General features: G+C 38.9%; 25 protein-coding genes. 22 read left to right on the forward strand and 3 right to left on the reverse strand.

What is annotated here, in order from left to right:
* The first annotated feature begins 92 nt into the window (after positions 1-92).
* The 4 genes from GSQ84_RS19660 to GSQ84_RS19675 all read left to right on the forward strand — a co-directional run bounded on the left by GSQ84_RS19660 (position 93) and on the right by GSQ84_RS19675 (position 3411).
* A complete protein-coding gene (locus GSQ84_RS19660) occupies positions 93-920 on the forward strand; it encodes a sensor histidine kinase KdpD (RefSeq protein WP_158799055.1) in 828 nt (275 codons plus the stop codon).
* Positions 921-1323: 403 nt separating this feature from the next.
* Entirely contained in the window at positions 1324-2613 is a 1290-nt protein-coding gene (locus GSQ84_RS19665) for a DUF2268 domain-containing putative Zn-dependent protease (protein ID WP_158799056.1), read from the forward strand.
* A 279-nt stretch (positions 2614-2892) separates the two neighbouring features.
* On the forward strand, positions 2893-3174 hold the full coding sequence (locus tag GSQ84_RS19670; protein ID WP_158799057.1) for a YtxH domain-containing protein: 282 nt from the start codon (positions 2893-2895) through the stop codon (positions 3172-3174).
* A 51-nt stretch (positions 3175-3225) separates the two neighbouring features.
* Complete coding sequence (locus GSQ84_RS19675; protein WP_158799058.1) at positions 3226-3411, forward strand: YtxH domain-containing protein; 186 nt, start codon at positions 3226-3228, stop codon at positions 3409-3411.
* 53 nt (positions 3412-3464) lie between these two features.
* Here GSQ84_RS19675 and GSQ84_RS19680 read toward each other — a convergent pair whose 3' ends face one another.
* The 3 genes from GSQ84_RS19680 to GSQ84_RS19690 all read right to left on the reverse strand — a co-directional run bounded on the left by GSQ84_RS19680 (position 3465) and on the right by GSQ84_RS19690 (position 6438).
* Positions 3465-4064 (reverse strand): FMN-dependent NADH-azoreductase, encoded by a 600-nt coding sequence (locus tag GSQ84_RS19680; RefSeq protein ID WP_158799059.1) that lies wholly within the window; start codon positions 4062-4064, stop codon positions 3465-3467.
* Positions 4065-4158: 94 nt separating this feature from the next.
* Complete coding sequence (locus GSQ84_RS19685; RefSeq protein ID WP_254070923.1) at positions 4159-4803, reverse strand: HAD family hydrolase; 645 nt, start codon at positions 4801-4803, stop codon at positions 4159-4161.
* Positions 4804-5373: 570 nt separating this feature from the next.
* Positions 5374-6438: an NADH:flavin oxidoreductase gene (locus GSQ84_RS19690; protein WP_158799060.1), complete on the reverse strand. Its 1065-nt coding sequence runs from the start codon at positions 6436-6438 to the stop codon at positions 5374-5376.
* A 120-nt stretch (positions 6439-6558) separates the two neighbouring features.
* Here GSQ84_RS19690 and GSQ84_RS19695 point away from each other — a divergent pair, with 120 nt between their 5' ends.
* The 18 genes from GSQ84_RS19695 to GSQ84_RS28100 all read left to right on the forward strand — a co-directional run.
* Positions 6559-6915, forward strand: coding sequence for a helix-turn-helix domain-containing protein (locus GSQ84_RS19695; RefSeq protein ID WP_158799061.1), 357 nt, complete (start codon positions 6559-6561; stop codon positions 6913-6915).
* Between the two features lie 185 nt (positions 6916-7100).
* The gene (locus GSQ84_RS19700; RefSeq protein ID WP_158799062.1) at positions 7101-8567 is read left to right on the forward strand and encodes a hypothetical protein; all 1467 of its coding nucleotides are present in this window, start codon (positions 7101-7103) and stop codon (positions 8565-8567) included.
* Positions 8568-9213: 646 nt separating this feature from the next.
* Positions 9214-10341 (forward strand): M12 family metallopeptidase, encoded by a 1128-nt coding sequence (locus GSQ84_RS19705; RefSeq protein WP_158799063.1) that lies wholly within the window; start codon positions 9214-9216, stop codon positions 10339-10341.
* A gap of 249 nt (positions 10342-10590) precedes the next feature.
* On the forward strand, positions 10591-10815 hold the full coding sequence (locus GSQ84_RS28435) for an aminotransferase class I/II-fold pyridoxal phosphate-dependent enzyme (protein WP_371416418.1): 225 nt from the start codon (positions 10591-10593) through the stop codon (positions 10813-10815).
* Between the two features lie 85 nt (positions 10816-10900).
* A complete protein-coding gene (locus GSQ84_RS19715; protein ID WP_158799064.1) occupies positions 10901-11536 on the forward strand; it encodes a TetR/AcrR family transcriptional regulator in 636 nt (211 codons plus the stop codon).
* Positions 11499-12167 (forward strand): Crp/Fnr family transcriptional regulator, encoded by a 669-nt coding sequence (locus GSQ84_RS19720; RefSeq protein ID WP_254070924.1) that lies wholly within the window; start codon positions 11499-11501, stop codon positions 12165-12167. The genes GSQ84_RS19715 and GSQ84_RS19720 overlap by 38 nt, the downstream gene beginning before the upstream one ends.
* 74 nt (positions 12168-12241) lie before the next feature.
* Entirely contained in the window at positions 12242-12523 is a 282-nt protein-coding gene (locus GSQ84_RS19725; RefSeq protein WP_158799065.1) for an SDR family oxidoreductase, read from the forward strand.
* 9 nt (positions 12524-12532) lie between these two features.
* A complete protein-coding gene (locus GSQ84_RS19730) occupies positions 12533-12829 on the forward strand; it encodes an EthD domain-containing protein (protein ID WP_158799377.1) in 297 nt (98 codons plus the stop codon).
* Positions 12830-13001: 172 nt separating this feature from the next.
* A complete protein-coding gene (locus GSQ84_RS19735) occupies positions 13002-13910 on the forward strand; it encodes an SDR family oxidoreductase (protein WP_158799066.1) in 909 nt (302 codons plus the stop codon).
* A 12-nt stretch (positions 13911-13922) separates the two neighbouring features.
* Positions 13923-14852 carry an AraC family transcriptional regulator gene (locus tag GSQ84_RS19740; protein ID WP_158799067.1) on the forward strand — a complete coding sequence of 310 codons (930 nt, stop codon included), beginning with the start codon at positions 13923-13925 and terminating at the stop codon, positions 14850-14852.
* 281 nt (positions 14853-15133) lie between these two features.
* Entirely contained in the window at positions 15134-15739 is a 606-nt protein-coding gene (locus tag GSQ84_RS19745; RefSeq protein ID WP_158799068.1) for a Crp/Fnr family transcriptional regulator, read from the forward strand.
* Between the two features lie 86 nt (positions 15740-15825).
* The gene (locus GSQ84_RS19750) at positions 15826-16464 is read left to right on the forward strand and encodes an NAD(P)H-dependent oxidoreductase (protein WP_158799069.1); all 639 of its coding nucleotides are present in this window, start codon (positions 15826-15828) and stop codon (positions 16462-16464) included.
* 45 nt (positions 16465-16509) lie between these two features.
* On the forward strand, positions 16510-17073 hold the full coding sequence (locus tag GSQ84_RS19755; RefSeq protein ID WP_158799070.1) for an RNA polymerase sigma factor: 564 nt from the start codon (positions 16510-16512) through the stop codon (positions 17071-17073).
* Between the two features lie 137 nt (positions 17074-17210).
* The gene (locus tag GSQ84_RS19760; RefSeq protein ID WP_158799071.1) at positions 17211-18332 is read left to right on the forward strand and encodes a FecR family protein; all 1122 of its coding nucleotides are present in this window, start codon (positions 17211-17213) and stop codon (positions 18330-18332) included.
* Between the two features lie 292 nt (positions 18333-18624).
* A complete protein-coding gene (locus GSQ84_RS19765; RefSeq protein WP_158799072.1) occupies positions 18625-21894 on the forward strand; it encodes a SusC/RagA family TonB-linked outer membrane protein in 3270 nt (1089 codons plus the stop codon).
* Between the two features lie 215 nt (positions 21895-22109).
* The gene (locus GSQ84_RS19770) at positions 22110-23480 is read left to right on the forward strand and encodes a RagB/SusD family nutrient uptake outer membrane protein (RefSeq protein WP_158799073.1); all 1371 of its coding nucleotides are present in this window, start codon (positions 22110-22112) and stop codon (positions 23478-23480) included.
* A 172-nt stretch (positions 23481-23652) separates the two neighbouring features.
* The gene (locus tag GSQ84_RS19775) at positions 23653-24795 is read left to right on the forward strand and encodes a TlpA disulfide reductase family protein (RefSeq protein ID WP_158799074.1); all 1143 of its coding nucleotides are present in this window, start codon (positions 23653-23655) and stop codon (positions 24793-24795) included.
* Positions 24796-24873: 78 nt separating this feature from the next.
* Positions 24874-25641: pitrilysin family protein (locus GSQ84_RS28100; protein WP_254070926.1), on the forward strand; the 768-nt coding region annotated here is incomplete at its 3' end.

Genomic DNA, 25641 nt, shown 5'->3' on the forward strand with positions numbered 1-25641 from the left:
TATTATGGATGGTTCATTAATATCAAATCAGCATCGTAAGGTCTTTGTTTAAAGCAATAAAAAGCCTGGTCTTATAATATTTTTAGCAAATTATGAATTACAACATAGTAAACAGTCATGATGTTCCTTTATCAGAGGAAATGTTATTAGACAGGATCAATTTTTTAGAGAATATTATCGAAGTGCAGGATAAAGTTAAGATCGAAACTGATATAACTCTTCTAAAAGAAAAAGAGTTGAACCAGACAAAATCCCGGTTTGTATCTATTGCCTCTCATGAATTTAGAACCTTCCTAACCAGAATCCATTTGTCAGCATCTTTAATAAAAGATTACCATGAACGCCTCGATCAGCAGAAAATAAATGCGCATCTGGATAAGATAAAAAAGGCTGTCGGAGATCTGACGGCTATTTTGGATGATTTTCTTTCTGTGGAGAAAATTGATTCCTGTAAAATAGATCCCGTTTGGAGCGATTTTGATCTGAAAGTACTTGCTGAAGAGGTGATCAATGAAATGCAAATCCTCAAAAAAACGGGTCAACGTATCAAATATGTGGATATTGGCACAGGATCTAAGTTAAACCTAGATAAAAAGTTACTGAAACACTGTTTGGTGAATTTAATCTCTAATGCGATTAAATATTCTAGTGAGGATGGATGTATCGAGTTGACCACTGATATTCAGGATGAAAAATGTCATATTCAGGTTAAGGATGATGGTATAGGTATTCCGGAGGCAGATCAAAAACGTTTATTTGAAGCCTTTTTTCGGGCTAACAATACTGGAAATATTCAGGGAACAGGATTGGGGCTAAATATTGTAAAACGTTACACTGAATTAATGAAGGGACAGATTACGATGGAGAGCGTACAAGATGTTGGAACTACTTTCATGTTATTTTTTTCCGCAAATTCTTAAGTGATGGTTTAGCAAAAAAGTACAAGCCATGATTTGATGATCTGTACTTTTATAGAAATGAGTAATATTCAAATTTATTAGATCGTAAACCCAAGAAATTTCAATATGTGCTGACAGCTTATATTAGATCAAAGTATTATTAAATAATAGATATATTCTATTCAATCAATCTGAATTGCATCAAAGTAGATTTTGCTTTTCTATCCGAAGTACTGCTTATTATTGTCAAATCGTCAATAATGCGTTCAATTTTGTATGGCAGGGGCAGATTTATACATTAACCTTGTATCAATTATAAAATGCTCTTGTACTTATTTCCATAAATACGGACTTAAATTTTGTCGATTTCACTGTAACAACCTCATAATTTCCCCGTCTTAATTGTGGAAACTTTATTTCAGTTATGAAGAAAATCTTACTAACAAACTTTTGTCTTTGCCTATTTCTAAGTTCCTATTTTAGCGCAGCCTTCTGCCAGGAAAAATTATCACTCTCAGAAGTGCAGCGCCAGGCTGATAGTCTCTATAAGGCCAAACAATATCAATTCGCCGGAAGATACTATGCATCGCTTGCAGAAAGAAGCGATTTCCCGGGTAAAAAAGCTACTGCTTATTACAACATGGGTTGTTGTATCAGCCTTCAGGGCATGGCCGACTCAGCTATACTGGTTTTAAAGAAGTCCATACAAGCTGGTTATGGCAATAAGGTCAATCTTCTTAAAGATCAAGATCTGGTGCCATTGCACAGCTTGCCGCAGTGGAGTACTTTGGTAAACAGTGTTCGTACACGCAAAAAGGTTCTAAATGACGACCCGGCAAAAGCACGGTTTATCACAACAGATATCCATCATTTCTGGGAAGCCTACGATGAAGCAGTGAAGGACACGGCACATTTCACGCAGATTTTTAAAAAGCTTTATTTTGACCGGGCGACTGACGGTATGAATGAATATATGGACGCCAAGGTGAGCAGCATCGACTTCTTTGTCCAGCATATCCGATCGGCGCCGGCGTTTTACGCTGCCATACGGAAAAACACATTCATGACAGATCAGTATAAACCTGATTTTTTAGCATCATATGTAAAGTTGAAGTCTATTTATAGAGAAGCACAGTTCCCCAATGAGTACTTTATAATCGGCGCTTTTACAAGTGGTGGTACGTCAACCGATCTGGGCCTGTTATTAGGTGTCAATCAGGCAGCCTCGGATAACAAAGTACCACTTGATGAACTTAGCTTTAAAAAGAGAACAAGACTCAATAATATTGATGTGCTGCCTGATCTGGTAGGTCATGAACTGATCCATTTCCAGCAGGACAGCATGAAACGCGATACAACAACCTTGAATTACGTTATAGTGGAAGGCATGGCTGATTTTATTGGAGAATTGATTACCGGCCGCACGGCCAACCCGGTGCTGTATGCCTGGACGAAAGGTAAGGAAAAACAGATCTGGAGCAAGTTTAGTAAAGATATGTACTACAACAGATATGGGAATTGGATTGCCAATTCACAACAGGCCACTCCCGATAACTTGCCAGATCAGGGATATTGGATCGGTTATCAGATATGTAGATCTTATTACGAGCAGAGCGCGGATAAAAATCAGGCCATTTATGACATGCTGCATATCCAGGATTATAAGGCTTTTTTAGCGAAAAGCAAATGGAAAGATAAAGTTGCCTCTCTTTAATGGTAACTGAGGTATTTTAATCTTTGATGGATATGAAAATTTTAGTAACAGGTTCTGCTGGCAAATTGGGCAGAGTAACCATTTGTTGAAGCCATTCTAAATCTTAAACAACGAAGGAAATATGCGATGGCTCGAATAATCGATGATGTTGATGTCATGATGCTGATTGATCTTACAGGCAGGCGCTAGGGTAAGAATAAAATGCTGGAGATCATTTAATAGTTGATCATTCTTTAAACAAAAAACAATAAGGCTTGTTAAAGTTCAAAATTAAATATCATGAGAATCAAGAACATATTGACAAATGCTATCGCACAAAAATCGAATCAGGATACCAATGTAGCTATAGGAATTATTGCGGGACTGGCTATTGGGGCAGCTTTTAGTTTATTGTTTACTCCTTTTAGTGGGAAATCTGTTCGTAAAACAATTGCTGAAAGGATATTTAATGACGTTCAGCCAGATGAAACCGGGCAGGAACCTGAGGCTGTAACTACTGGCAGACAAAAAAAGCCTAAATCGGATATCAAAGAGCTGATCCACCAGGCACACGTTGCTTAAAACATTCTTAGCGTCAAGCTGTTAATATTTTGTACAATAAAACTTAGAAAAATGGGATTATTCAAAACTTTAGTAATAAGTGCTGCGGTATATGGTACTTATAAATTTCTGACTGAACAGGATGAGTTTGGCAGAACAAAATTAGAAGCGCTAAAAGATCAGGCGCCTGAGTGGCTGGATAAAGTCAAAGGGATTAAGGACGACCTAAAGGAAGAACAAGCTCCCGAAGGTTATTAATTATAAAAAAACGGGCTTCCTCGATTGAGAAAGCCCGTTTTTTTAGGTTAGAACTACAATACGATACTGTCGATTGCTTTATCTAATGCAGTTGCCTGTAAATCTGCTACTGCAAATCCTTCAGCTCTTACAATAGTTACATCGGTGATACCGATAAAACCTAAAATGGTTTTGATGTAAGGAGTAACGAAATCATAAGCCACTGCATCTCCTGAACTGTAAACACCGCCAGTAGTAACAGCTATATAAGCTTTTTTACCAGTAACAAGTCCTTGAGGACCTTCAGCCGTATATTTAAAGGTGATCCCAGCGCGTGTGATATGGTCAAACCATGATTTCAATACTGCAGGAATGCTAAAATTGTACATTGGTGCGCCAATTACAATCACATCGGCGTCCATAATTTCTTTAACAGCTTCGTTAGAATGACGGATCGCTTCTTTATCTCCATCAGTATGATTGTCAACAGGCGAGAAAAATGCATTCAGGTGTACTTCTTCCAGGTAAGGGAAAGGACCTTTGGTCAGATCTCTTACATGTACGGCTGCTGCAGAATCTTTTTCTTTTAATTCGTCAATGATGGCATTAGCCAATTTAATACTGTTAGATGCTTCGCCTCTTGGGCTCGAAATGATATTTAATATACGTGACATATGTTCTTTTTTTTTTTCTAATAATGAATGAGGTCAAGATAGACATAGTTTAGCTTTTCCGATCTTGATCTATGGTATTAAATTTAAGCAGATGTTAGATTAAATCTGCGATCCAGTTTTTGAACTCCTCAACTGTATAAAAAATCCAGTCTGGATGTAATGGCAGGAGTTCTTTATCGTCGGTTGTTTTTGCCCAGGCAGCAGCTGCTATTGAAATTCCTGCTGCTTTAGCAGCCACAATATCGCTTGGTGCGTCGCCAACGTAAATACATTGGTTTACATCAGCGTTTAAACGCTTAAGGGCTCGTTTGATCCCATTTACCTTATCTGGTCCTTCGGGTTTACCAGTTTCCAGAATAGTAAAATATTCGGTCAGGCCAAATTGCTGCAGTGAAATATCTGTGCTATGAACACCTTTTCCGGTCACCATAGCCAGTTTTACTCCCTTATCCTCCAAAAATTGCAATAGCTCCTTTATGCCGTCAAATGGCTGCGGACAGGTATGGTGTAATGCCGCATAATATTTCAGGTATGATTTTACACCTTCTTCTTCATGCTCGGGAACCAGTTGCCTAATTGTTCCTTCTTCTGAAGGACCGAAGGTGGCTATAATTTCACGTTCACTTATAGTTTTGCCTAATAAGGGTTCAATACTTTTTTTGAAGGCAGCAATGCATAGGGGTAAGGTATCTGCAAGTGTTCCGTCTAAATCAAAAATAACAGTGTTAATTTTTATCAAAATTTATTTTTCTATTGCTGTGTATCATTAGACCAGGTTTTTTATTGTTTGATCAGCGTTGCTTATGTTTTTCAATTGCTTTCCAGCCGCCTTTAGCTTTTTAAAATGACGATTTATGCTAACTGGATTTATTAAATCTAAAACAATAAATCAAACTGGAAGAGCTTAGAAACTTAAACTGGCTTATTTATGACATAGATAATTATCTAAAACGATTGTTTTAGAATACTTTAACCATTCAATTTGAAATCTTTACAGAAAGATAGGTAGGCTACCAATCTCCGGCATCTGCGTTTGGAGAATCAATTATCAATGATATACCGGATACGCATATAATTGATTTATAAAGATGGTAAAATCTTAGCTAAAGACTTTAGAACGGCTTGTCCTTCGATTTTTTATATTCACTTTGTTATCAGAAAAACGAAGGACAGCGCAGTTTGTATAATTTTAAGATTTACTGAATTTGTTTAAATGTGCTATGTACAATTGCAAATTTCGTTGGACTTCGGCAAAACTGTAACAAATAGAATTATATTTCGGGAATTGTTTTTTAACGAACCACGTTTCCTAAAATAAAGTGCCGATACTGGATGCAGAAAAATCCTTTAATTCACCTAATTTTCCTTCCTTTATTTTTTTCAGCCATTGATAATCATTAAGCAGGGCACGTCCAACCGCAACCAAGTCAAAGTCTTGCCTTTCAAGTCTGCGTATTAGCTCGGTAAGATCGGCTTTTTCGCTATTCTCTCCGGCTGCAAGGGCTCCGATAACATCGCCTTTAAGACCAACTGATCCGACCGTAATTGTGGGTTGACCTGTTATCTTCTTAGCCCATCCGGCAAAGTTCAGATCGCTGCCATCAAATTCAGGCTCCCAAAACCGGCGTTGCGAACAATGAAAAATATCTACTCCAGCATCTTTCATCGGTAACAACCAATCTTCCATCGCTGCCGGCGTAACTGCAATTCTGCTGGCTAAATCCTGTTGTTTCCATTGTGACAAACGGATAATGACAGTGAATTCATCACCAACTGCGGCCCTGACTGCCCTGATCACATCAACCGCAAATTTAGTTCTATCCTTCAACGTTTTACCCCCGTACTCATCTGTCCTTGTGTTCGTAACTTCCCAAAAGAACTGATCAATCAGGTAACCATGTGCACCGTGAAGTTCAACGCAATCGAATCCTAATTCTTGCGCCGCTTTTGCTGAAGCCGCAAATTGCTGAATAGTATTTTCAATATCATTTAAGGTCATAGTTGATACAGATTCCATTGGAACAGCCGGATATTTCTCGTCCCTTCTGGTATCACCTACATGCCATATCTGAGGCCCCATCTTGCCGTCGTTTTGGTGCACAGAGTCTATCACTCTTTTCCAGCCCTGTAACGCCTCGGTACCGTAAAAATCTGGTACATCAATCATGTTTTTAGAAGCTGGCCTGTTAATGACAGTACCTTCAGATAAAATTAGTCCAACTTCGGAAGCCGCTCTCCTGGCATAATAATCCACTACCTGCTGTGTCGGAATCCCACCGGGAGATTGTGCCCTTGTCATTGGGGCCATAACAACTCTATTTTTCAATTGAAGAGTCTTGTAGTAGAACGGACGGAACAATGACTCTGTATTCATCTTAAAATGTTATTTTTCTTTATTGTTATACAAAGGAAGTATTATTGGTTTACTTTTGTAACAGATATTAAAAAATACTGGTTACTTTATAGTAACGGTTATTAGTAACAGATTAGTAGCATGAAACAAGCTAAACTCAACAGGTGTAGATGTCCGTTAGCGAATGCCATTGCAGCACTTGGTAATAAGTGGAAACCAGTAATTATTATTGTGATCAAAAACCGCTCTTTACGTTTTGGTGAGATCGCGGCACGCATTCGTGTCATATCAAGAAAAGTACTTACAGACCAGTTAAAGGAAATGGTAGCAGATGGATTACTTACCCGGCAAGAATTTAAGGAATTACCCACACGGGTGGAATATAGACTTACAGAAAAGGGGATAGCGCTTTTACCTATTTTTTCTTTGCTGGAAGAGTGGGAAACAAAGTTTGTGACCGAAGGGAATATGCAGATGAGTATAAGCCCTGGCAAATGAAATAAAATTTATTGAGGATGAATCTGTCCCGATCTTTAGTTTGGCAGCATCATTATGCTCTTTTATCGAAAAACAAATGTGGTATACCTTGGTATTTAATTCACAATCGTTTGTATTTTTTTGGAAAAATATTGATAGTTTCGCCGCCATTATAATTATTTGTACTTGTAATAAAGCAACCTCAAATGGCCAAACCAATGATCAATAAACACCGCGAAAATCCTCTCCATTTCATAAAATACATTTTTATAGGTTTATTCCTTTTAGTAGTATCCAAACCATTTTCAGTAAGTGCCCAAAAGATAAAGTCGGATAACCCGTCACTGGTTGACGCTTTTAACCTGGCTGTCAATACTGTTGATATCAACGTAAGACGTGGTGTATTAGCGGCTGGTGGCGATTATGGTGGCGAATGGGTAAGGGATATTGCGATCAACTCCTGGAACTGCGCGAGCTTATTAAGACCTCAGGTAGCGGAAAACTCTTTGTGGAGCGTGACAATCAAGAAAGATTCGGTAGGGCATCAGTACTGGGACAAAAACATATGGACGATTGCTGCCATGAACCATTATAAAGTAACAGGCGATAAGGCTTTTTTAGTGTCGGCTTATCGATGTGCTAAAAACACGATGAAAGACCTGGAGCATTTCACTTACGATGAGAAATATGGCTTGTTTATGGGGCCATCTGTATTCAACGACGGAATTGCAGGTTACCCCGCATCGGTATATGATAGTTTAAACAACTCCTCTTTTGTGCTTGACCATCCAAGATCACATACCATAAAATGCCTCAGTACCAATGCTGTTTACTTTGAAGCCTATAAAGCACTTGCAGAGATGAGCGCTATTTTAAATGATGGTCAAAAAGATGCTTTTAATCAAAAAGCAATGGCGTTGAAGACCCAGATCTTAAAATATCTATACAACGAAAAGGAGAATAAATTCTATTATTTAATTGATAGTAAAGGGAAAATTGATCAATCGCAGGAAGCTTTGGGTGTTTCGTTTGCGATATTGTTTGGTATTGTTGATACACGCCAGGCTGCAGGGATCGTGAGTCACGCCACGACCTCATCACATGGGATTCCCTCTATTACTCCTGATTTCGAACGATATAGTGCCGAAAAGCCTGGGAGGCACAATAGGGTGATTTGGCCAATTGTTAATGGTTTTTTCGCTAAGGCCGCTATAGCTACTAAAAACTACGCTGTGTTCACTGCGGAACTGGATAACCTTACCCACCTGGCGCTCGACGAAGACAAAGGCAATTATAATTTTAGAGAGATATACAACGCTGATACAGGACTACCTGACGGCGGCTGGCAGCGCAAAGCAACAGCAAATGAATTTCATTGGGAGTCTTTGAAAAACCAGACCTGGTCAGCTACGGCTTATTTAAATATGGTATTGACCGGTGTGGTTGGATTAAAGTTTGAACCGGATTACTTATCTATAACTCCATTTTTGCCAGATGATGTTCATTCACTAACTATAAATGAATTGAAATACAGGAATACTACGCTGAATATCACAATCACAGGTAAAGGCGATCATGTATCTTCTTTTACTATAAATGGTAAAAAGCAAAAAGAAATTAAGGTTTATGCTACAGCTACCGGAATTCAAAATATTAATATCAATCTTAACTAAGGTTTTTATCTGAGAATAATTCTCAATCCTTGTTCACTACTTTCACCGGCATATCTGCTTTTCTGATACTCGGGGTCTGTAAAGGATAGGCCTGCGTAAACATAACGGGTGGTTTGCAGCGAGTAAGGCTAATCATCTGTTAGCGGTTTGACTCCGGCACGGTGTAATAACCGGAATCGAACACATCGATTCCGGTTTTTTTATTTTCTAAGGACTTCTCTTTTAATCCATCTTAATGCCGGATTTACCTCCAATTCAGACCTTCCTAAAGATCGAAATCCATTCGCAGGTATCAGCACGTTAAAAAAATGCCATAATCCCTCCAAAATAGCGAAGGGATTGTAGTTCTTCCCGAATTGCAGGTATGCTCCCAGGAGTCTTTATTTGATGCAGAAATTGAAAAATTATTCCCAAAACTAGGCGAGAAAAAGCTGATCGAAATATCAGAATGGCCAGTGTGCCACGAAACAAGTGGTCACCTTTAAGGCTATATGGACTAATATCAATTGTATTAGTTTTGTTACAATATATAATTATCCCTAGTGTGGGAAAATTGTGTTATCTTAGAATATTAATTCTACGTTCTAATGCTCTCAACAATCAACATATTTTTAAACCATAATTTTAAATAATTAAATTTTGTATAATGAAACGATTATCACTCTTTTTCGTTGCTGTAATCCTCTTTACCGTTAGTGCTTGTAAAAAAAGCGATAATGCTAACGATGACCAGCTTAATCACACACAGCCAGATCCACTACGGGCAGCAGATGGTTTTGTAACATTAAAATCCGGAATTGTTGTAAAAAAAGAAGGCGACAAATTCTTTTGGTTAGGTGACATATCTTTATCGCCAGCTCAATTAAAGGATTTGGATGAAAAAGGAAGCTTTTTCAGTGAAAAACCAAGCTATTTGGGCCCCGAAAAAACAGTTAATCCAGTATTGAATATTCCTGTAGAGGCTGGCGAAAACAATACTGTAATTCCGAGAGCATTTGGTGTTTATCCGACATCTTATAATCTTTGGGCTATGGTTAGATTCCGATATGCTAATGATTTAACATCAGATAGACAATATATTGCACAACAAGCGATGTTAAATTGGCAGGCCAATTCTAATGTTCGTTTTTATAATGCCACTAACCAACCGACCCAAGATCCAACTTACGGTTTCCCCTATCCATATATTGAGTTTACCAATTCTACAGTAAACAGATCGCCGGTAGGCCGTCAGCCACAGCAAGGTAGTGGAGCTACAGCAGGTAGACAAATCCTTGAATTGGCTCAGTACCAACCAGTTTATGTTGCCATACACGAAATTGGTCACGCTATCGGATTATTCCACGAGCAATCACGCTATGACAGGGACAATATAATTAATGTAAATCTAAGTAATGTGGACCCTGATAATCAACATAACTTCCAGAAAATTACTACCAATTATTATGCTATTGGCAGCTTTGATTTTAATTCTGTCATGGTTTATGGATCGTTTGATTTTGCGGTTAATCCCAACATTCCTGTACTAAGTAAGAAATCAGATAATTCTACTTGGTCACAAGGTCAAGTGTTGACCTCATTAGATAAAGCTTGGGGCAATACATTTTATATACCTTATATAGCGCGCTCTGATACTTATGCCGAATTAGATCAAACTGTTTATAAAACAGATGGTACAATAATGACTGCTCAGGAGCGATCAAGTTTTCAAACACAATTAAACAATGGGAATCCTAATCCACCTAATTGCTGCCGTATTCCAAATACACTTTAATTTTTCTATTAAAAAAGACATAAGTAGCGAGATATCGCTACTTTTTTATATACCACGGGTTATACCGCTAACAGCGCTTCTCTGTTGGCTTTATTAAAACAAAGCGATTGCGCTATCGTCGATATGGCCGTACATGCAAGTGTATTCGAAGGTTTGAGTGATACAAACATTAAACGGTTTCCGCACAATAGTCTTATTTACCTGGAACGGACTGTTACAGATTTTTAGGACAGGTTTACCACTCGTATTCTGGTTATTGATGGCGTATATTCGCAAGATGGCAACCTTGCCCGAATGTATGAAATTTATAATTTGACAAAGCAATATGGGGCGTTTTTGATGGTTGACGATGCACATGGGATTGGTGTACTTGGTAGCAATGCTATTGTATACCCGGGTGTATCAAGAAAAGATGCCAGAATAAGAACAAGCTTGATGGCTACGCATACTCGTGGGCATCTAGATAGGGCCTAAAATGCCTTTGACTATGTGAATCAGGGTTTGAAAATTGCTAAAATGGAATAGGCGTTATACATTTATACCAAGAATTGTTTGTATTATGAATAGAAAACGTTATCAAGGTGTTCAAAATGATAAAGAACGATCGATGCAAAGTCTGATCGATGCTGTTGGTGTAGTCATCGAAACGAAAGGATATACCGGCTTGACCGCTACTAACATTGCCAAAACCGCCGGTTTAAGTAGGCGATTGATCACTGTTCATTTCAATTCGGTTGAAGAACTGATTGAAACCTATGTAAGAAGAAAAGATTATTGGGTTGCCGCTTCCGGTGATGCTGCAAAAATGATCAGTGAAAATCAGGTTAATAACACCAGGCCAATATTAGAATGCCTTTTGACCAGCCAACTTGATTATTTTTATAATAATAAGGAGATGCAAAAAATAGTGCTTTGGCAAATTAGTGAAAGTACAAATATCATGAAAGAGATATGCGAAGAAAGAGAGTTGCTAAGTCAAGTTTTTTTCGCATTATCGGATAAAGAACTCAATGATAAAGAAATAGAAGTTGATTTGAGGGCAGTGTCAGCACTGATGGTAGCCGGAATTTATTATCTGGTACTTCATGCAAAATCTACTGATGCCTTGTTTTGTGAGATAGACCTAAAAACGACCGAGGGTATTAAGCGAATAAAAGATGCCATTAAGTTCGTACTTGAAAAAACCTACGCCTAATTTATTATTGGTTACCTACAAGTTTAATCACCTTAGCAGAAACGAACAAACGTCGTCTATGGAAAGACTTAAAGCTGTTATAATTGCGATCTCGCCCATGTCACAGGAAGATCTTGATCTGTTATCACCAGGAATTGTGGTATCGGTAAAAAAGAAAAGCAATCTATTGGAACAAGGTGACGTGTGCAGAAATATTTGTTTTGTTACTAAGGGGTTCTTGCGCATGTTTTATGTTGACATGGAAGGCAACGAAATCAATAACCGGTTCACAGAAGCGGATAACTTTATAGTCGATTTTCAAAGTTTTCTTACGCAGACGCCTTCGCGCTATTACTGGCAGGCTATGGAGGATTCAGAGGTTTTAACATTTTCTTTCAAAGAAGTGCAAAAGCTTTACGCAACGTCTCCAGCTTGGGGAACATTCGGTCGCCTTGTGTCAGAGCGGGTTTATTTGCAGTTGAACGAACGTGTAGAAATGTTCCAATTTATGTCGCCGCAGCAGCGTTACGAATATCTTTTATCTACCCGTCCGGAACTGTTTAATCAAATATCTCAGTTTCACGTGTCTTCTTACCTGGGTGTTAAGCCCGAATCATTGAGTAGGTTGCGCAAGCGGCTCCTTAACAGATAAGTTTCTTAACCGAAGTCAACGATACCGCTTCCGCTAAGTGCCTAGCTTTGGACAATAAATAAAAATAAATTTTTATGAAAAGTTACAAAGGAAAAGTAGCGCTTGTCACCGGAGCTTCGGGGGGAATAGGTTATGAGATTGCGAAACTTTTTGCCAAAGACGGCATCAACCTGATACTGGTTGCGAGAAAGAAAGAACGGATTCAAGAAATCAAAAAGGAGTTTGAGCAGCAATACGGGATAGTTGTTTACGATTTGGCTATGGATCTGTCAATCCCGGGTAAAGCCGCAGAACTTTATGACCTGTGTACGATGAAAAATCTTAAGGTTGACTTTTTGATTAATTATTGGTTATAAATATAAGCCATACCAGACTTCGTTTCTTGTCATAAAAATAATTACGCGGCTTTGTTTGCATCGCTACCAGAGGTAAAGCAATATGTTCGCCGTTACGTACAATGCCATTCGTTACCGGTGTCGATACCGGGGCTGCCACTTCCCGAATTTGATGGTATCACAGAAATCTGGTTTGACAATGCAGATTCCATCGAAAAAGTTTTTGGTTCTAAAGATTATATGGAATTGATCAGACCGGATCAAGAGAAATTCCTTGACATGCAGGGCTGCAGCTTTTTAATATCGACTGAGCATATTGTTATATAATTTGGGTAAATCTGGTCATCTTAAGTACGGCATAATTGGTTTCCTCGGAATGGTTTATTTGGTAAGTGGAAATTTGAGTAGGAGAGATCCATAGATTTTGTTAAAGGTATCTTAGATTCTGTTATATTGTTTCTATGCTAACGTATGAACTTTGTGTTACAAAAATATAATTATGAAAATTACAGTAACAGGGTCATTAGGCTACATCAGCACCCCACTTATAAAAAATTTGGTAAAAAAAGGACATTTGATAACTGTTATCAGCAGCAATCCTGAAAAAAAGATGCTTATCGAAGCAATGGGCGCAAAAGCTGCCATCGGCACAATGGAAGACCTTGATTTTTTGACTGGTACTTTTACAGGAGCGGATGCGGTCTATTGTATGCTGGCTCCATATGGTAATCTTGGCGACCCGAATAACAGTGCTAATGCGATAGTAGCACTTGCAGATATAGTCGCCAATAACTATGTGCAAGCGATTAAAAGATCAGGAGTAAAACGTGTAGTTTATTTGAGCAGCATTGCCGCAGATATGGAGAAAGGCGCAGGTCTTATCGTCATTCATCACCACGGAGAAAATACGTTGAATACACTGCCCGTCAACGTAAATATTTCTTTTATTCGTGCTGGTGGCTTTTATAAAAACTTTTTAGGCTATGTAAACCCTATAAAAAATCAGAATATTATGGCTGCAAATTATGGGGGAAACGACATTGCAGTTTTCGTTTCCAATATTGATATTGCTGATGCTATTGCCGAGGAACTTGAATCTCATGCAGAGGGCAGGAAAATTCGATACGTGGCAAGCGATGAACTGACGTGTGACGAGGTTGCCGGTATCTTAGGTAATGCTATTGGGAAGCCTGATTTGAATTGGATCACAGTTAGTGATGAGCAGCAGCTTGCCGGATTAAAAGCGCATGGGATGAACGATAGCGTTGCCCATGAATTTGTACAAATGAATGCTAGTATTCATAACGGTAGTTTTTACAAACATTACAACCAAAATAAGCCAATATTAGGAAAAGTGAGCCTCAAAGAATTTGCAAAAGAATTCGCTGCTGTTTATCACCAACAATAATTATATTGTACCATGCCAGTCACAGAACCACACCGGATTAAAACCATTAGTGAGTTTCATCACTCATTGGGCTTAGGCAAGCCGGAATATCCTTTAATCAGTGTAATTAATCTTGAGGAAGTAAATCGAAATCAGGAAAATATACCTGCAAGCCGGATTCTCGGCTTTTATACGATTACGCTGAAGCGGAATTGCAGCGTCAACTTTAAATATGGTCAGCAGGAGTATGACGTACAGGGTGGTGTGATGTACTTTATTGCCCCTGGGCAGGTTTTTGGCTCATTGACCAGCAGCTTAGAAGAAACAAAAAAAAATAAGATGTCGGGATGGGGACTTTATATTCATCCTGACTTTTTATGGAACACTCCGCTGGCTATGCGGATGAAAAAGTATGAATACTTTGATTATTCGGTTAATGAGGCATTAGCATTAACTGAAAAAGAAGAAGCTATCATTATTGGCATGATGCAAAATATTCAAATGGAATATAATGCCAACATGGATAAATTCAGTCAGGATATTATCATTTCGATGGTCGAAACATTACTAAACTACGCAGACCGTTTCTATCATCGCCAATTTCTTACGCGGAAAATCGAAAATCATCAAATGCTTAACCGACTTGAAAATCTGTTAGCAAGCTATTTTAATAGTAATAACCTTTTAACAAATGGATTGCCAAGTGTTCAATACGTAGCCGAAAAATTGAATATATCGCCTAATTACTTAAGCAACTTGTTAAAAGTTTTAACAGGGCGTAATACACAGCAGCATATCCAGGACAAGATGATTGAAAAGGCTAAGGAAAAAATCTCGACTACTGACCTATCGGTAAGTGAAATTTCCTATGCGTTGGGCTTTGAACATCCACAATCATTCAGCCGTTTGTTCAAAGCGAAAACAGGATTTTCACCTTTGGCGTTTAGGCAATCTTTCAATTGAGATAGATCTAAATCTTTATTAACAAGTAATATATTTAATTCTGCATAAGGCGGTCAAATTTGTTTTGGAGACTATTCTAAAATTCTGGACTATGTCTATTTTTCATGACCAATCCTGACTGATATATGACTGCATTACAAAATCATTAAGATTAGTTTTGCCAGACTAATTTTTAAACGTTACTCACAGTAGAAAATAATCAGAAGCCCAGAATCTGTTTCGGGTAGCTACTTAGATTTTGGTACTGCTTACACAGGCTACAGATTTTTTATATACAGGTTATGGAGACGTTAATAGAAAAGCACCTGCCAGATTTTAGGCAGCAAATGAATAAAATGGTCATTTTCAATGATGAAGAATGGAATGTGTTTGCGAAACATTTAAATATTAAGGCACTTCATAAAAAAGATCATTTTACCAGGGTGGGAGAAGTTTGCAAAGAACTGGGATTTATCCTTTCCGGTTCTGTACGTCTTTACCATGTTATAAATGGTGAAGAAAAAACCGGTTACTTCTGTCTGGATAAAGAGTTTATCTGTTCTTACAAAAGCTTTTTAAAGCAGGAGCCAGGCTTATCCTCTATACAGGTATTAGAAGATTCTTTATTGATCACCCTAAGTCATATTGCTTTACGGCAGCTTTTAGATCATCCGGTTACTGCTTATAAAATGGAGCGTTTTGGGAGGCTTATAGCCGAACAATTGATTTGTTGTTACGAAGATAGGGTACAGGCTTTTGTGACACAAAATCCCGAGGAGCGTTATGCTGCGCTTTTAAAGAACAACCCGCGCATTTTGCAGCACATACCGCAGCATTTTCTGGCAAATTATTTAGGCATCACACCGGTATCGCTTTCGCGCATTCGCAAGCGGATCTTTCAAACCTGAAATAAATGCTTCCCCTTTTTTCTTATCTTTTGTTAACGTTCGTTCTTTAACGGCTGGCGTAATTTTGTCCGATAAACAAAAGAATTATGTATACTGTAAATGAAAGATTAGCATGGCGTTATGCTACCAAAAAGTTCGATGCAACGAAAAGCGTGCTTGCCGAAAAGCTCGAACGTATTATTGAAGCTGTGCGACTGGCACCTACAACAAGCGGGCTCCAACCCTTCGAGTTGTTTGTAGTGAGCAATGCAGCTATCCGGGCAAAGATTCGGGCCGTGGCCTGGAATCAAACGCAAATTACAGATTGTTCGCACCTGCTGGTATTTGCAGCTTGGGACGACATCACAAGTGACCGCGTTAATATGATGTTTGACCTTACTAATGAGGTAAGAGGTTTTAAAAACGAGGGGTGGGAAAATTACCGCGAGATGTTGCTGGGTATAGTTGGCGAAAGAGGAACGCATGGTAACTACGAGGTGGCCGCGAGACAAGCTTATATTGGTTTGGGTATAGCTTTGATTGCTGCGGCTTTTGAAGAGGTTGACGCTACGCCGATGGAAGGATTTGATCCCGTAGCGCTCGACGATATCCTTGATTTGAAATCGAAGAATCTACGTAGTGTTGTCCTTCTTCCACTTGGTTATCGGGCGGACGAAGGGGATTGGGCAGTGAACTTGAAAAAAGTTCGACGCGACCGCGAAAGCTTTGTTACTGAAATAATGTAAATTGGGGTTTTATTTCCATAACTTTATAGGAATGAATTACCCGTCATGACTGCATATAGTAAACATTCGGATTATGAATTGGCCTCTTTACTGAAAGAGGGCAATCATACCGCGTTTACAGAAATCTACCATCGTTATAAGGGTGTTTTATATATTCATGCTTTGAAATTATTGAAAGATGAAGATGAGGCCCAGGATGTTATACATGAACTATATACTTCATTGTGGAACAAATCGAAAGATTTTAATTTAGACATTCCTTTAAGGGCCTATCTTTATCGGGCCGTGAAAAACCGCATATTCGATATTTTTGCGCATCAGAAAATACGGGCGGGTTATATTGAAAAATTAGCGGAGGTGATCGATCGGGGCGAATGGGTTACAGATGAGAAAATACGGGAAAAGGAATTAATCGCCGCTATTGAGGCGGGTTTGGATTTATTACCTCCAAAAATGCGGGAAGTTTTTGAAATGAGCAGGTTTGCCAATCTGTCCCATAAAGAAATAGGCAGGGAACTAAATATTTCTGATAAGACCGTGAAGACACAGGTTCATAATGCGCTTCAGGTTTTAAGGCTCAAAATAAATTCTTTTCTGGCTATCCTTTAACTTGTTTACGCCGGTATTTATACCATCAAAAGCGGGCATGTTAACTTTATACAAATAAATTGTAAAATCATCTACACCCAACCCACTTCTCAGCCGTAGTGCAATAAAGGAGCGATATTTTATCACTCTTATGCAATATGGATACAGAACAAATAAAAGATCTTATACAGAAACAGCAAACTGGCCAGTTAACGGATGAAGAACAGGCTATTCTGGATACATGGTACTTAAAATTGAGCCAGATCGAAACGGTCAAAGTAAATGAAACTGATATAACCAATCGATTGAATGCCATTTGGATCGGATTGGACGTCAACAAAAAAAAACTGCAAAAAAATTATACACTTTGGCCGCGTATAGCTGTTGCTGCATCTGTTTTATTAATGTTGTCTGCTGGCGGATATTTTTTAATGCACAAACTAGTTACTCCGCAATTAACCGTGCAAAATCAAATTCATGAAATTGCGCCTGGAAGTAATAAAGCCACGCTCACTTTAGCCAATGGGCAACAGATTGTGCTGACAAAAAATATGGCCGGTAAGTTGGCGGTGCAGGGACAGACACAAATACAAATTAACAACGGCGCGATAACTTATGCCGGTGCCAACGATCCTATCATCGCATATAATACCTTAACTACAAAAAGGAAAGAGCAATTTCCGCTTATTTTAGCTGATGGTACCGAAGTTACTTTAGACGCGGCATCTTCTATCACCTATCCGGTTGCTTTTAATGGTAAAGAAAGAAAAGTAAAAATAACAGGTCAGGCTTATTTTAAAGTAGTACATAATGATCGCCAGCCATTTGTAGTTCAGGTAAAGGGCCAAACTATCCGTGACATTGGAACAGAGTTCAATATTAACGCTTACGATGATGAACCCATAGTGAGAACTACTTTAGTGCAGGGCAGCATTGCTATAGTTTTTAATGATCAGACAAACATCTTAAAACCAGGTCAGGAAGCAGATTTGATAAACAATGCCCTAATGATAAAATCCGGGAATATTGACGAAGCTACAGCCTGGAAAAATAACCTCTTTCATTTTACCGGGGTAGACTTGAAAACCGTTATGCGACAGTTTTCACGCTGGTATGATGTTGACGTCTCTTATCAGGGAGAAATACCTGATTACGAATTTGCTGGAGAAATGTCTCGGAATGTAAAGGCTTCTGAAGTGTTTGATGCATTAAGCCGATATGGTTTGAAATTTAAAATAGACGGAAAAAATATAATAGTTAGCAAGAGCAGCGAAAAATAAAATCATAATTAACCCTAATATTTAACCCCAAACAAAAACTTATGAAGAAATATTTACGATAAAAGCGTTAATCGGAAAGGTTAGCGAAAAGAAGCCGGAAAATGGTTCGAAGCATTTTCCGGCAAACGTTGGGCTAACCCATTTGCTGCCCGTTTTAACGGCCGGCAAATAAAACTTATTGGAAGGCAAGTTTACTATTAACCCAAACAATTCAAATATAATGAATTTTAATGCGATAAGCATCGCTATGCCTAAAAGCGTATGGCGTTACCTCTATAAATTTTTGTTGGTTATGAAGCTAACAACACTCATGTTGATCATAGCCCTTGTCCAGGCAAGTGCAGCTGGCTTCAGCCAGGTTAAGCTTTCTGCGAAAAATGCACCGTTGGAAACCGTTTTTGAAAAGATAAAAAAAGAAACCGGCTGTACGTTCTTTTATGATCTTAAAGACGTTCGTGACATTAAAGTCACTGTACAGGTCAATGATGCTACGTTGAAGGAAACATTAGATAAATGCTTTAATGGATTGTCTTTAAATTATGAAATAAAAGATAAAACCATTTTTGTTTCAAAGAAACAGGCATCGTTTATTGATAAGATTAAAGATGCTTTTACCAATATAGACGTGAGCGGTAGAATTGTCGATGAACATGATCAGTCAGTTGCCGGTGCTTCGGTATTTGTTATAGGTACAGGAAATTTGACGCTCTCCGACGCAAAAGGATTTTTCAATCTAAAAAATGTAGATCCTAACGCCACCCTGGTTATTTCATTTATCGGTTATGAAAAACAGGAATTGAAATTGCAGGAACAGATGGGGATCATACATCTCAAAGTAGCCAGTAATCCGTTGGATGCTGTTCAAATTGTGGCTTACGGGCAAACCACGGAGCGTTTAAGCACAGGGAACATCAGTTCAATTACAGCTAAAACAATAGCCGACCAACCAGTATCAAACCCGCTTCTTGCTTTGGAAGGTGCCGTACCTGGATTACTGGTTAGCCAGGGTTCAGGTTGGGCGGGTACTGGGGTTTCTGTTCGTATACAAGGTCAAAATAGTATATCAAATGGCAACGAACCCCTATATGTGATTGATGGGGTACCGTATTCGTCACAACCAGTTGCAAGCTTAAACACGCTGTATGGTGAAGGTAAAACTGTTTCACCTTTCAATTATATAAATCCACAGGATATAGAAAGCATTTCGGTTTTAAAGGATGCAGATGCAACATCTATATACGGGTCACGAGCTGCAAACGGCGCAATTTTAATCACTACTAAAAAGGGAAAAGCGGGCGAAACAGTAGTGAACTTTAATTTACAAAACGGGGTGGGCGAAATGTCTGAACGCCGGGACTTATTAAATACAAAGCAATATTTGCAGATGCGGACACAGGCATTTGCCAATGACGGCTCAACCCCGGGAAAAACCGATTATGATGTGAATGGGCTTTACGATAAAAACAGCTATACCAACTGGCAAGATGTTTTGTTAGGTAACACAGCGGTTTATACAGATATGCAGGGAACTATATCAGGGGGAAGCGCAAACACGCAATTTTTGGTGGGCGTTAACTACCATAGGGAAACCACTGTCGTTCCAGGTGATTTTTCAGATACAAAAGGGTCACTTCATTTTAATTTAAATACCAGTTCCCCTAACAATAAGTTCAAATTCCAACTATCGGGCAGCTATTTATTTGATGATAATCAGCTACCTACCGGTGATCTCACTTCGGTTGCTTTGAACCTGGCTCCGAATTCACCATCACTTTATAAACCGGATGGGAGCTTGAACTGGGCGCCAGACGCTAATGGGAATTCTTCCTGGCAAAACCCTCTGGCGGCATTAACATCAGCTTATAAGGCTAAGACAAATAATTTAGTCACTAACGCCATGCTTAGTTATCAGTTATTACCGGGATTAGATCTTAAAAGCACTTTTGGATACACACTTACACAAACCGATGAGTTTAAAGATTTTCCTGAAACAGTTGCGGCTCCGGAAAGGCAAAAAACATATATTCTGTCTTCAAACTTTGGATACAATAATTCCAATACCTGGATTGTTGAGCCGCAGCTTACCTATACCCATGCTTTAGGTAAAGGTAAAATCAGCTTTCTGCTTGGAGGTACAGCACAACAAAACAATTCCAATGCGGAGCAATACCGGGCAAGTGGTTTTTCCAGTAAGTTGTTACTATCTACGATTAGCGCGGCAACTAGTATAACGGGAACTCAAGCCGCTTCCGCAGTGTACCGTTATATGGCCGGATTTGCCCGTGCCACATATAATCTAAATGACGAGTACCTCCTGAATTTGAGTGTCCGTCGTGATGGCAGCAGCAGATTTGGATCTGAAAATGAATTCCATGATTTTGGATCTGTCGGTGCGGGATGGATATTTACCAGGGAAAAATTGGTTCAGGATTTACTTCCGTTTTTAAGTTATGGTAAGGTGACAGCAAGTTATGGTACAACCGGAAACGACCAGATAGGAGATTATACATTTCTATCAACATTTAAACCCTTAAGTTATGCTAATCCATATCAATCCATAACCGGATTAACGCCAAACGGATTATCAAATTCATATTTGCAATGGGAACTCACAAAAAAGTTTGATGTAGGATTAGCAATGGGTTTTTTGAATGACAGGATTATTGTTAACGGCACATGGTTTCGGAACCGATCATCAAATGAGTTACTAGGTGAACCACTTAGCTACGTAACGGGCTTCAATACAATATCTGTTAACTTACCTGCAGAGGTTCAAAATACTGGTTTAGAATTCGAAGCCAATTCGGTTAATATTAAATCGAAGTATTTTAAATGGACTTCATCATTCAATATTACTTTACCGCATAACAAACTGATTTCATTTCCGGGTTTGTCAAGTTCGCCTTTCGCGAACCAGTTTGTGATTGGACAGTCAATTAATATTGTTAAAGCCTATCGTTTTGCAGGTGTTAACCCAAAAGATGGGAATTACCAGTTTTATGCTGCCGATGGTACAGTAAATGAAAATCCTCAAAGTCCTGTTGATCAAAATCAAATAATTAACACCGATCCCAAATTTTACGGAGGATTTAAAAATACGTTTACCTATAAAAATTTAGAGCTTAGCATTTTTCTTGAATACAAACATTTAACGGAGCTTAATCAATTGGCGTTTGGTTCAACTCCAGGATATTTTAGTTCCAGATTTTCTGACGGTAATCAACCCGTTAGCGTTTTAAATGCATGGACTGCTGCAGGTCAGCGGGTACCTTTTCAACAATTTTCTGCAAACCAGAGCAACTTTGACCAATGGAATGCTGCTGCCTATAGTGATGCATCATATGTTAACGGTTCTTATGTTCGCTTAAAGAATGTCACGCTATCCTGGAGAATGTCGGATGCGTTTATAAGAAAGTTCGCGTTGAAAAGCGCTCGTATCTATCTTCAGGGACAAAATTTATTGACGTTTACTAAATATCCTGGGTTAGATCCTGAGACTGGCAGCGACAGTTCATTGCCGCCACTTAGAGTAATGACTGCTGGTATTCAATTAGGTTTATAATCATATCATAAAGCTTTAAACTAATGAAACCATCATCAGCATACAGCTTACAAACCGTAATGAATACGCTGATGATAGCTTCATAACCGATAAAAGACAATTATATTCAAATGAAAAAAACATATAAAATTATTTACAGATACCAGTTATGCCTATATCTAGGTCTGCTAGCGTCCTTTACAATCTTAGTTCAGGGTTGTAAAAAGTTTATAACGGTGCCACCGCCGTCCACTTCCATTAACAATTCCAACGTTTTTACTACTAATGCCACTGCCATAGCAGTTTTAACGCAGATTTATGCAGCATTAAGTGATGGTGACCAGGCTTTTTCCGGACCGGCGACAACGTATTTATATCCTGCATTATCGGCTGATGAGTTAACGTTGTATGATGCAAATGATGTTAGCTATAATCTTTTTTACAAAAATTCTTTGATACCAACTAATACAGGGGTAGGCTTAGATTACTGGCAAAGTAACTATCAATTAATCAATAATTGTAACGTTGCGATCGAAGGCTTAAATTCTTCGACAACCCTTACCACCGCTGTAAAATCACAGCTACTGGGAGAGGCATATTTTATGCGGGCCTATTTTTATTTCAATCTTGTCAATTTTTATGGAGATGCATCGCTTGCTACCACCAGTGATTACAAAGTGAACACTACGCTGGCTCGATCTCCTAAAATTAAAGTTTATCAACAGATTATCAATGATCTCACGCAGGCTGAAAGCTTATTGAGCAAAAACTTCCCGGACGGCACTTTAATTAATACTACAACTGCGAGAGTGAGGCCAACTTACTGGGCTGCTGCAGCACTGCTGGCAAGAACTTATTTATATAACGGTAACCTTACCGGAGACCAAAGTAATTACAGCAATGCCGTTACTGAATCTTCAAAGGTGATTGGAAGCTCACTTTTTAATCTTGTTCCTTTAAATAGTGTTTTCCTTGCCAATAGCAGCGAGACAATCTGGTCTCTTCAACCAGTGAGAACCAACCCCACTGCCAATACCGGCGAGGGGGAGATATTTTACCTTTCTGCCACGGGGCCAAATACATCAGGGACTTATCCCGTTTACCTAAGTAAATATGTTTTAAATGCGTTTGAAAACGGAGACCTGCGCATGACAAATTGGGTTAGCAGCGTGGTAGTGGGTGCAAATACTTATTATTTCCCTAGTAAATATAAAAAAGGATTAGGCAGCTCACCGGCTACTGAAAATGCTGTTATGTTTCGATTAGCTGAACAATATTTAATAAAAGCAGAGGCGGAAGCCAACTTGAGTAATATTCCAGCTTCGCAGCAGGATTTGAATGTCATTCGCAACCGGGCCGGTTTATCCAATACTACGGCATCAACTCAAGCCTTATTATTGTCAGCTATACTTCATGAAAGACAAATAGAACTCTTCACAGAAGGCCACCGATGGTTTGACCTGAAGCGTACAGGAACGGTAGATGCGGTAATGAGCACTGTCTGTGCGCAAAAAGGCGGTTCCTGGAGTAGTTATAAACAATGGTATCCCATTAACTATTCCGAGATACTAGCCAATAATAATTTGGTTCAAAATCAAGGGTATTAAAAATCAGATAAAAATAATTTTTATGCAATGATCAATATAGGCTGATTTTATCCATATCCTTTTGTTTTACGTGCGCAAATTAAAAGGCATTCAATTTAATGATTAGCCTGGGCATCGGCTGTTCATGATGATCAAATTAAATGCACATGATTAATCATAATTAAATACAAAAATGAAAAATATTAAATTCCTTTTAGGAGCACTTTTAGCCATTATAATGCCATCGTTAGTAATGGCGCAAACAGACCATTACACACTTAACGGAAAAGTGGGACAACTATCAGCGCCGGCAAAGGCTTACTTAGAGTATAATAATGAGGCGGGCAGGCAGATAGATTCAACCATGATCAACGATGGCTCTTTCACTTTTAGTGGAACGTTTGATCAGCCGAAAAGTGCTTTTTTGGTAATCAGCAGATCAGGTAATGGAATTCATTCAAAGGACATGAGATACATCGACCTTTATTTAGAACCCGGAAATATCTCGGTAGTTAGTCCCGATTCCATTGATAATGCCAAAATTACTGCGGGGCCTGTAAACGCCGATAATGCCAGGCTTAAGATTGCGCTTAGACAGGTGAACGCAGAAACGCTGGCACTGAATAAAGATTATGAAGCTGCGACAGATGAACAACGAAAATCAGCCGCATTTGTTGATCATATCAGAAAAAGAAGTGATTCGATTGAAAAAGAGCGAAAAGCTGTTTATTTCTCTTTTATAAAAGTTAATCCTAATTCGTTGATAAGCTTGGTGGCGCTAAAAAATGTTGGAGGTGCCATGCCCGATGTAGCCGAAGTTGAACCTGTTTTTAATTCACTTTCGGCCCGCGTGCGCACAACAAAAATGGGAACGGAGTATGCCGAAAGCATCAAAAAAATGAAAACAACCGCGATAGGTGCCATTGCTCCTGATTTTACAATGGCCGATACTGCGGGCAAGCCGGTAGCACTGCATGACTTCAAAGGTAAATACGTACTGGTTGATTTTTGGGCAAGCTGGTGTGGCCCCTGCAGGGCTGAGAATCCTAACCTGCTTAAAGAATTTGGTATTTATAAAGATAAAAACTTCACCGTTTTAGGCGTATCACTCGATCTGGCTGGCGCAGAGGCTAAATGGTTAAAAGCAATTCATGATGATCGTTTAACCTGGACACAGGTGTCTGACTTTAAGGGCTTTAAAAATGAAGCCGCACAATTGTATGCGGTCCATGCAATCCCTCAAAATTTCCTGGTAGGTCCTGATGGTAAAATAGTTGCCAGGAACCTGCGTGGAAATGATTTGGTCAGCAAATTGAAAGAATTACTGGGTAAATAGGATGATTTTGAAACCGCCCTGTTTTAATACAGGGCTTTTCTTAAACAATTACAAATATCGATTTAAATCAGATCACGCATGTTATTAGTCAATAAAAAGTTAATTAAAATACTAGTCTTGTTACTTTTTGGCACTTCTGCTTATGATGCCGGAGCGCAACAGGTCAAACTGGTACAAAAGGTTGTAAAGAATGGGGATGCACTGGCCATACCTTTTCAGAAATATATTTTATCGAATGGACTAACAGTGATTTTAGCCGAAGATCACTCTGATCCGATTGTTCATGTAGATGTCATGTACCATGTAGGTTCTGCCCGTGAAGAGATCGGCAAATCAGGTTTCGCGCATTTTTTTGAACACATGATGTTCGAAGGTTCTGACCATGTGAAAAGTGGTGACCATTTCAAAATTATAACCGAAGCAGGCGGATCGCTGAATGGGACTACCAGTGAGGACCGAACTACTTATTATGAGACTGTACCAAACAACCAATTAGAGAAAATGTTATGGCTGGAATCTGATCGTATGGGTTTTCTAATGAATGCTGTTACGCAGCAAAAATTTGAGATTCAGCGTTCAACAGTTAAGAACGAAAGGGGACAGAATTATGATAACCGGCCATACGGCTTAGCTGACGAGGCAGTTTCCAAAGCCCTCTATCCATACGGGCACCCATATTCCTGGTTAACTATCGGATATATTGAAGACCTTAATAAAGTTGATGTGAATGACTTGAAACGCTTTTTTCTGCGCTGGTATGGTCCTAACAATGCTACCTTAACTATTGGCGGTGATATTGATTCGAAACAAACACTGGCCTGGGTAGAAAAATATTTTGGTACTATA

The organism is Pedobacter sp. L105 (assembly GCF_009765875.1).
Classification (GTDB): domain Bacteria; phylum Bacteroidota; class Bacteroidia; order Sphingobacteriales; family Sphingobacteriaceae; genus Pedobacter.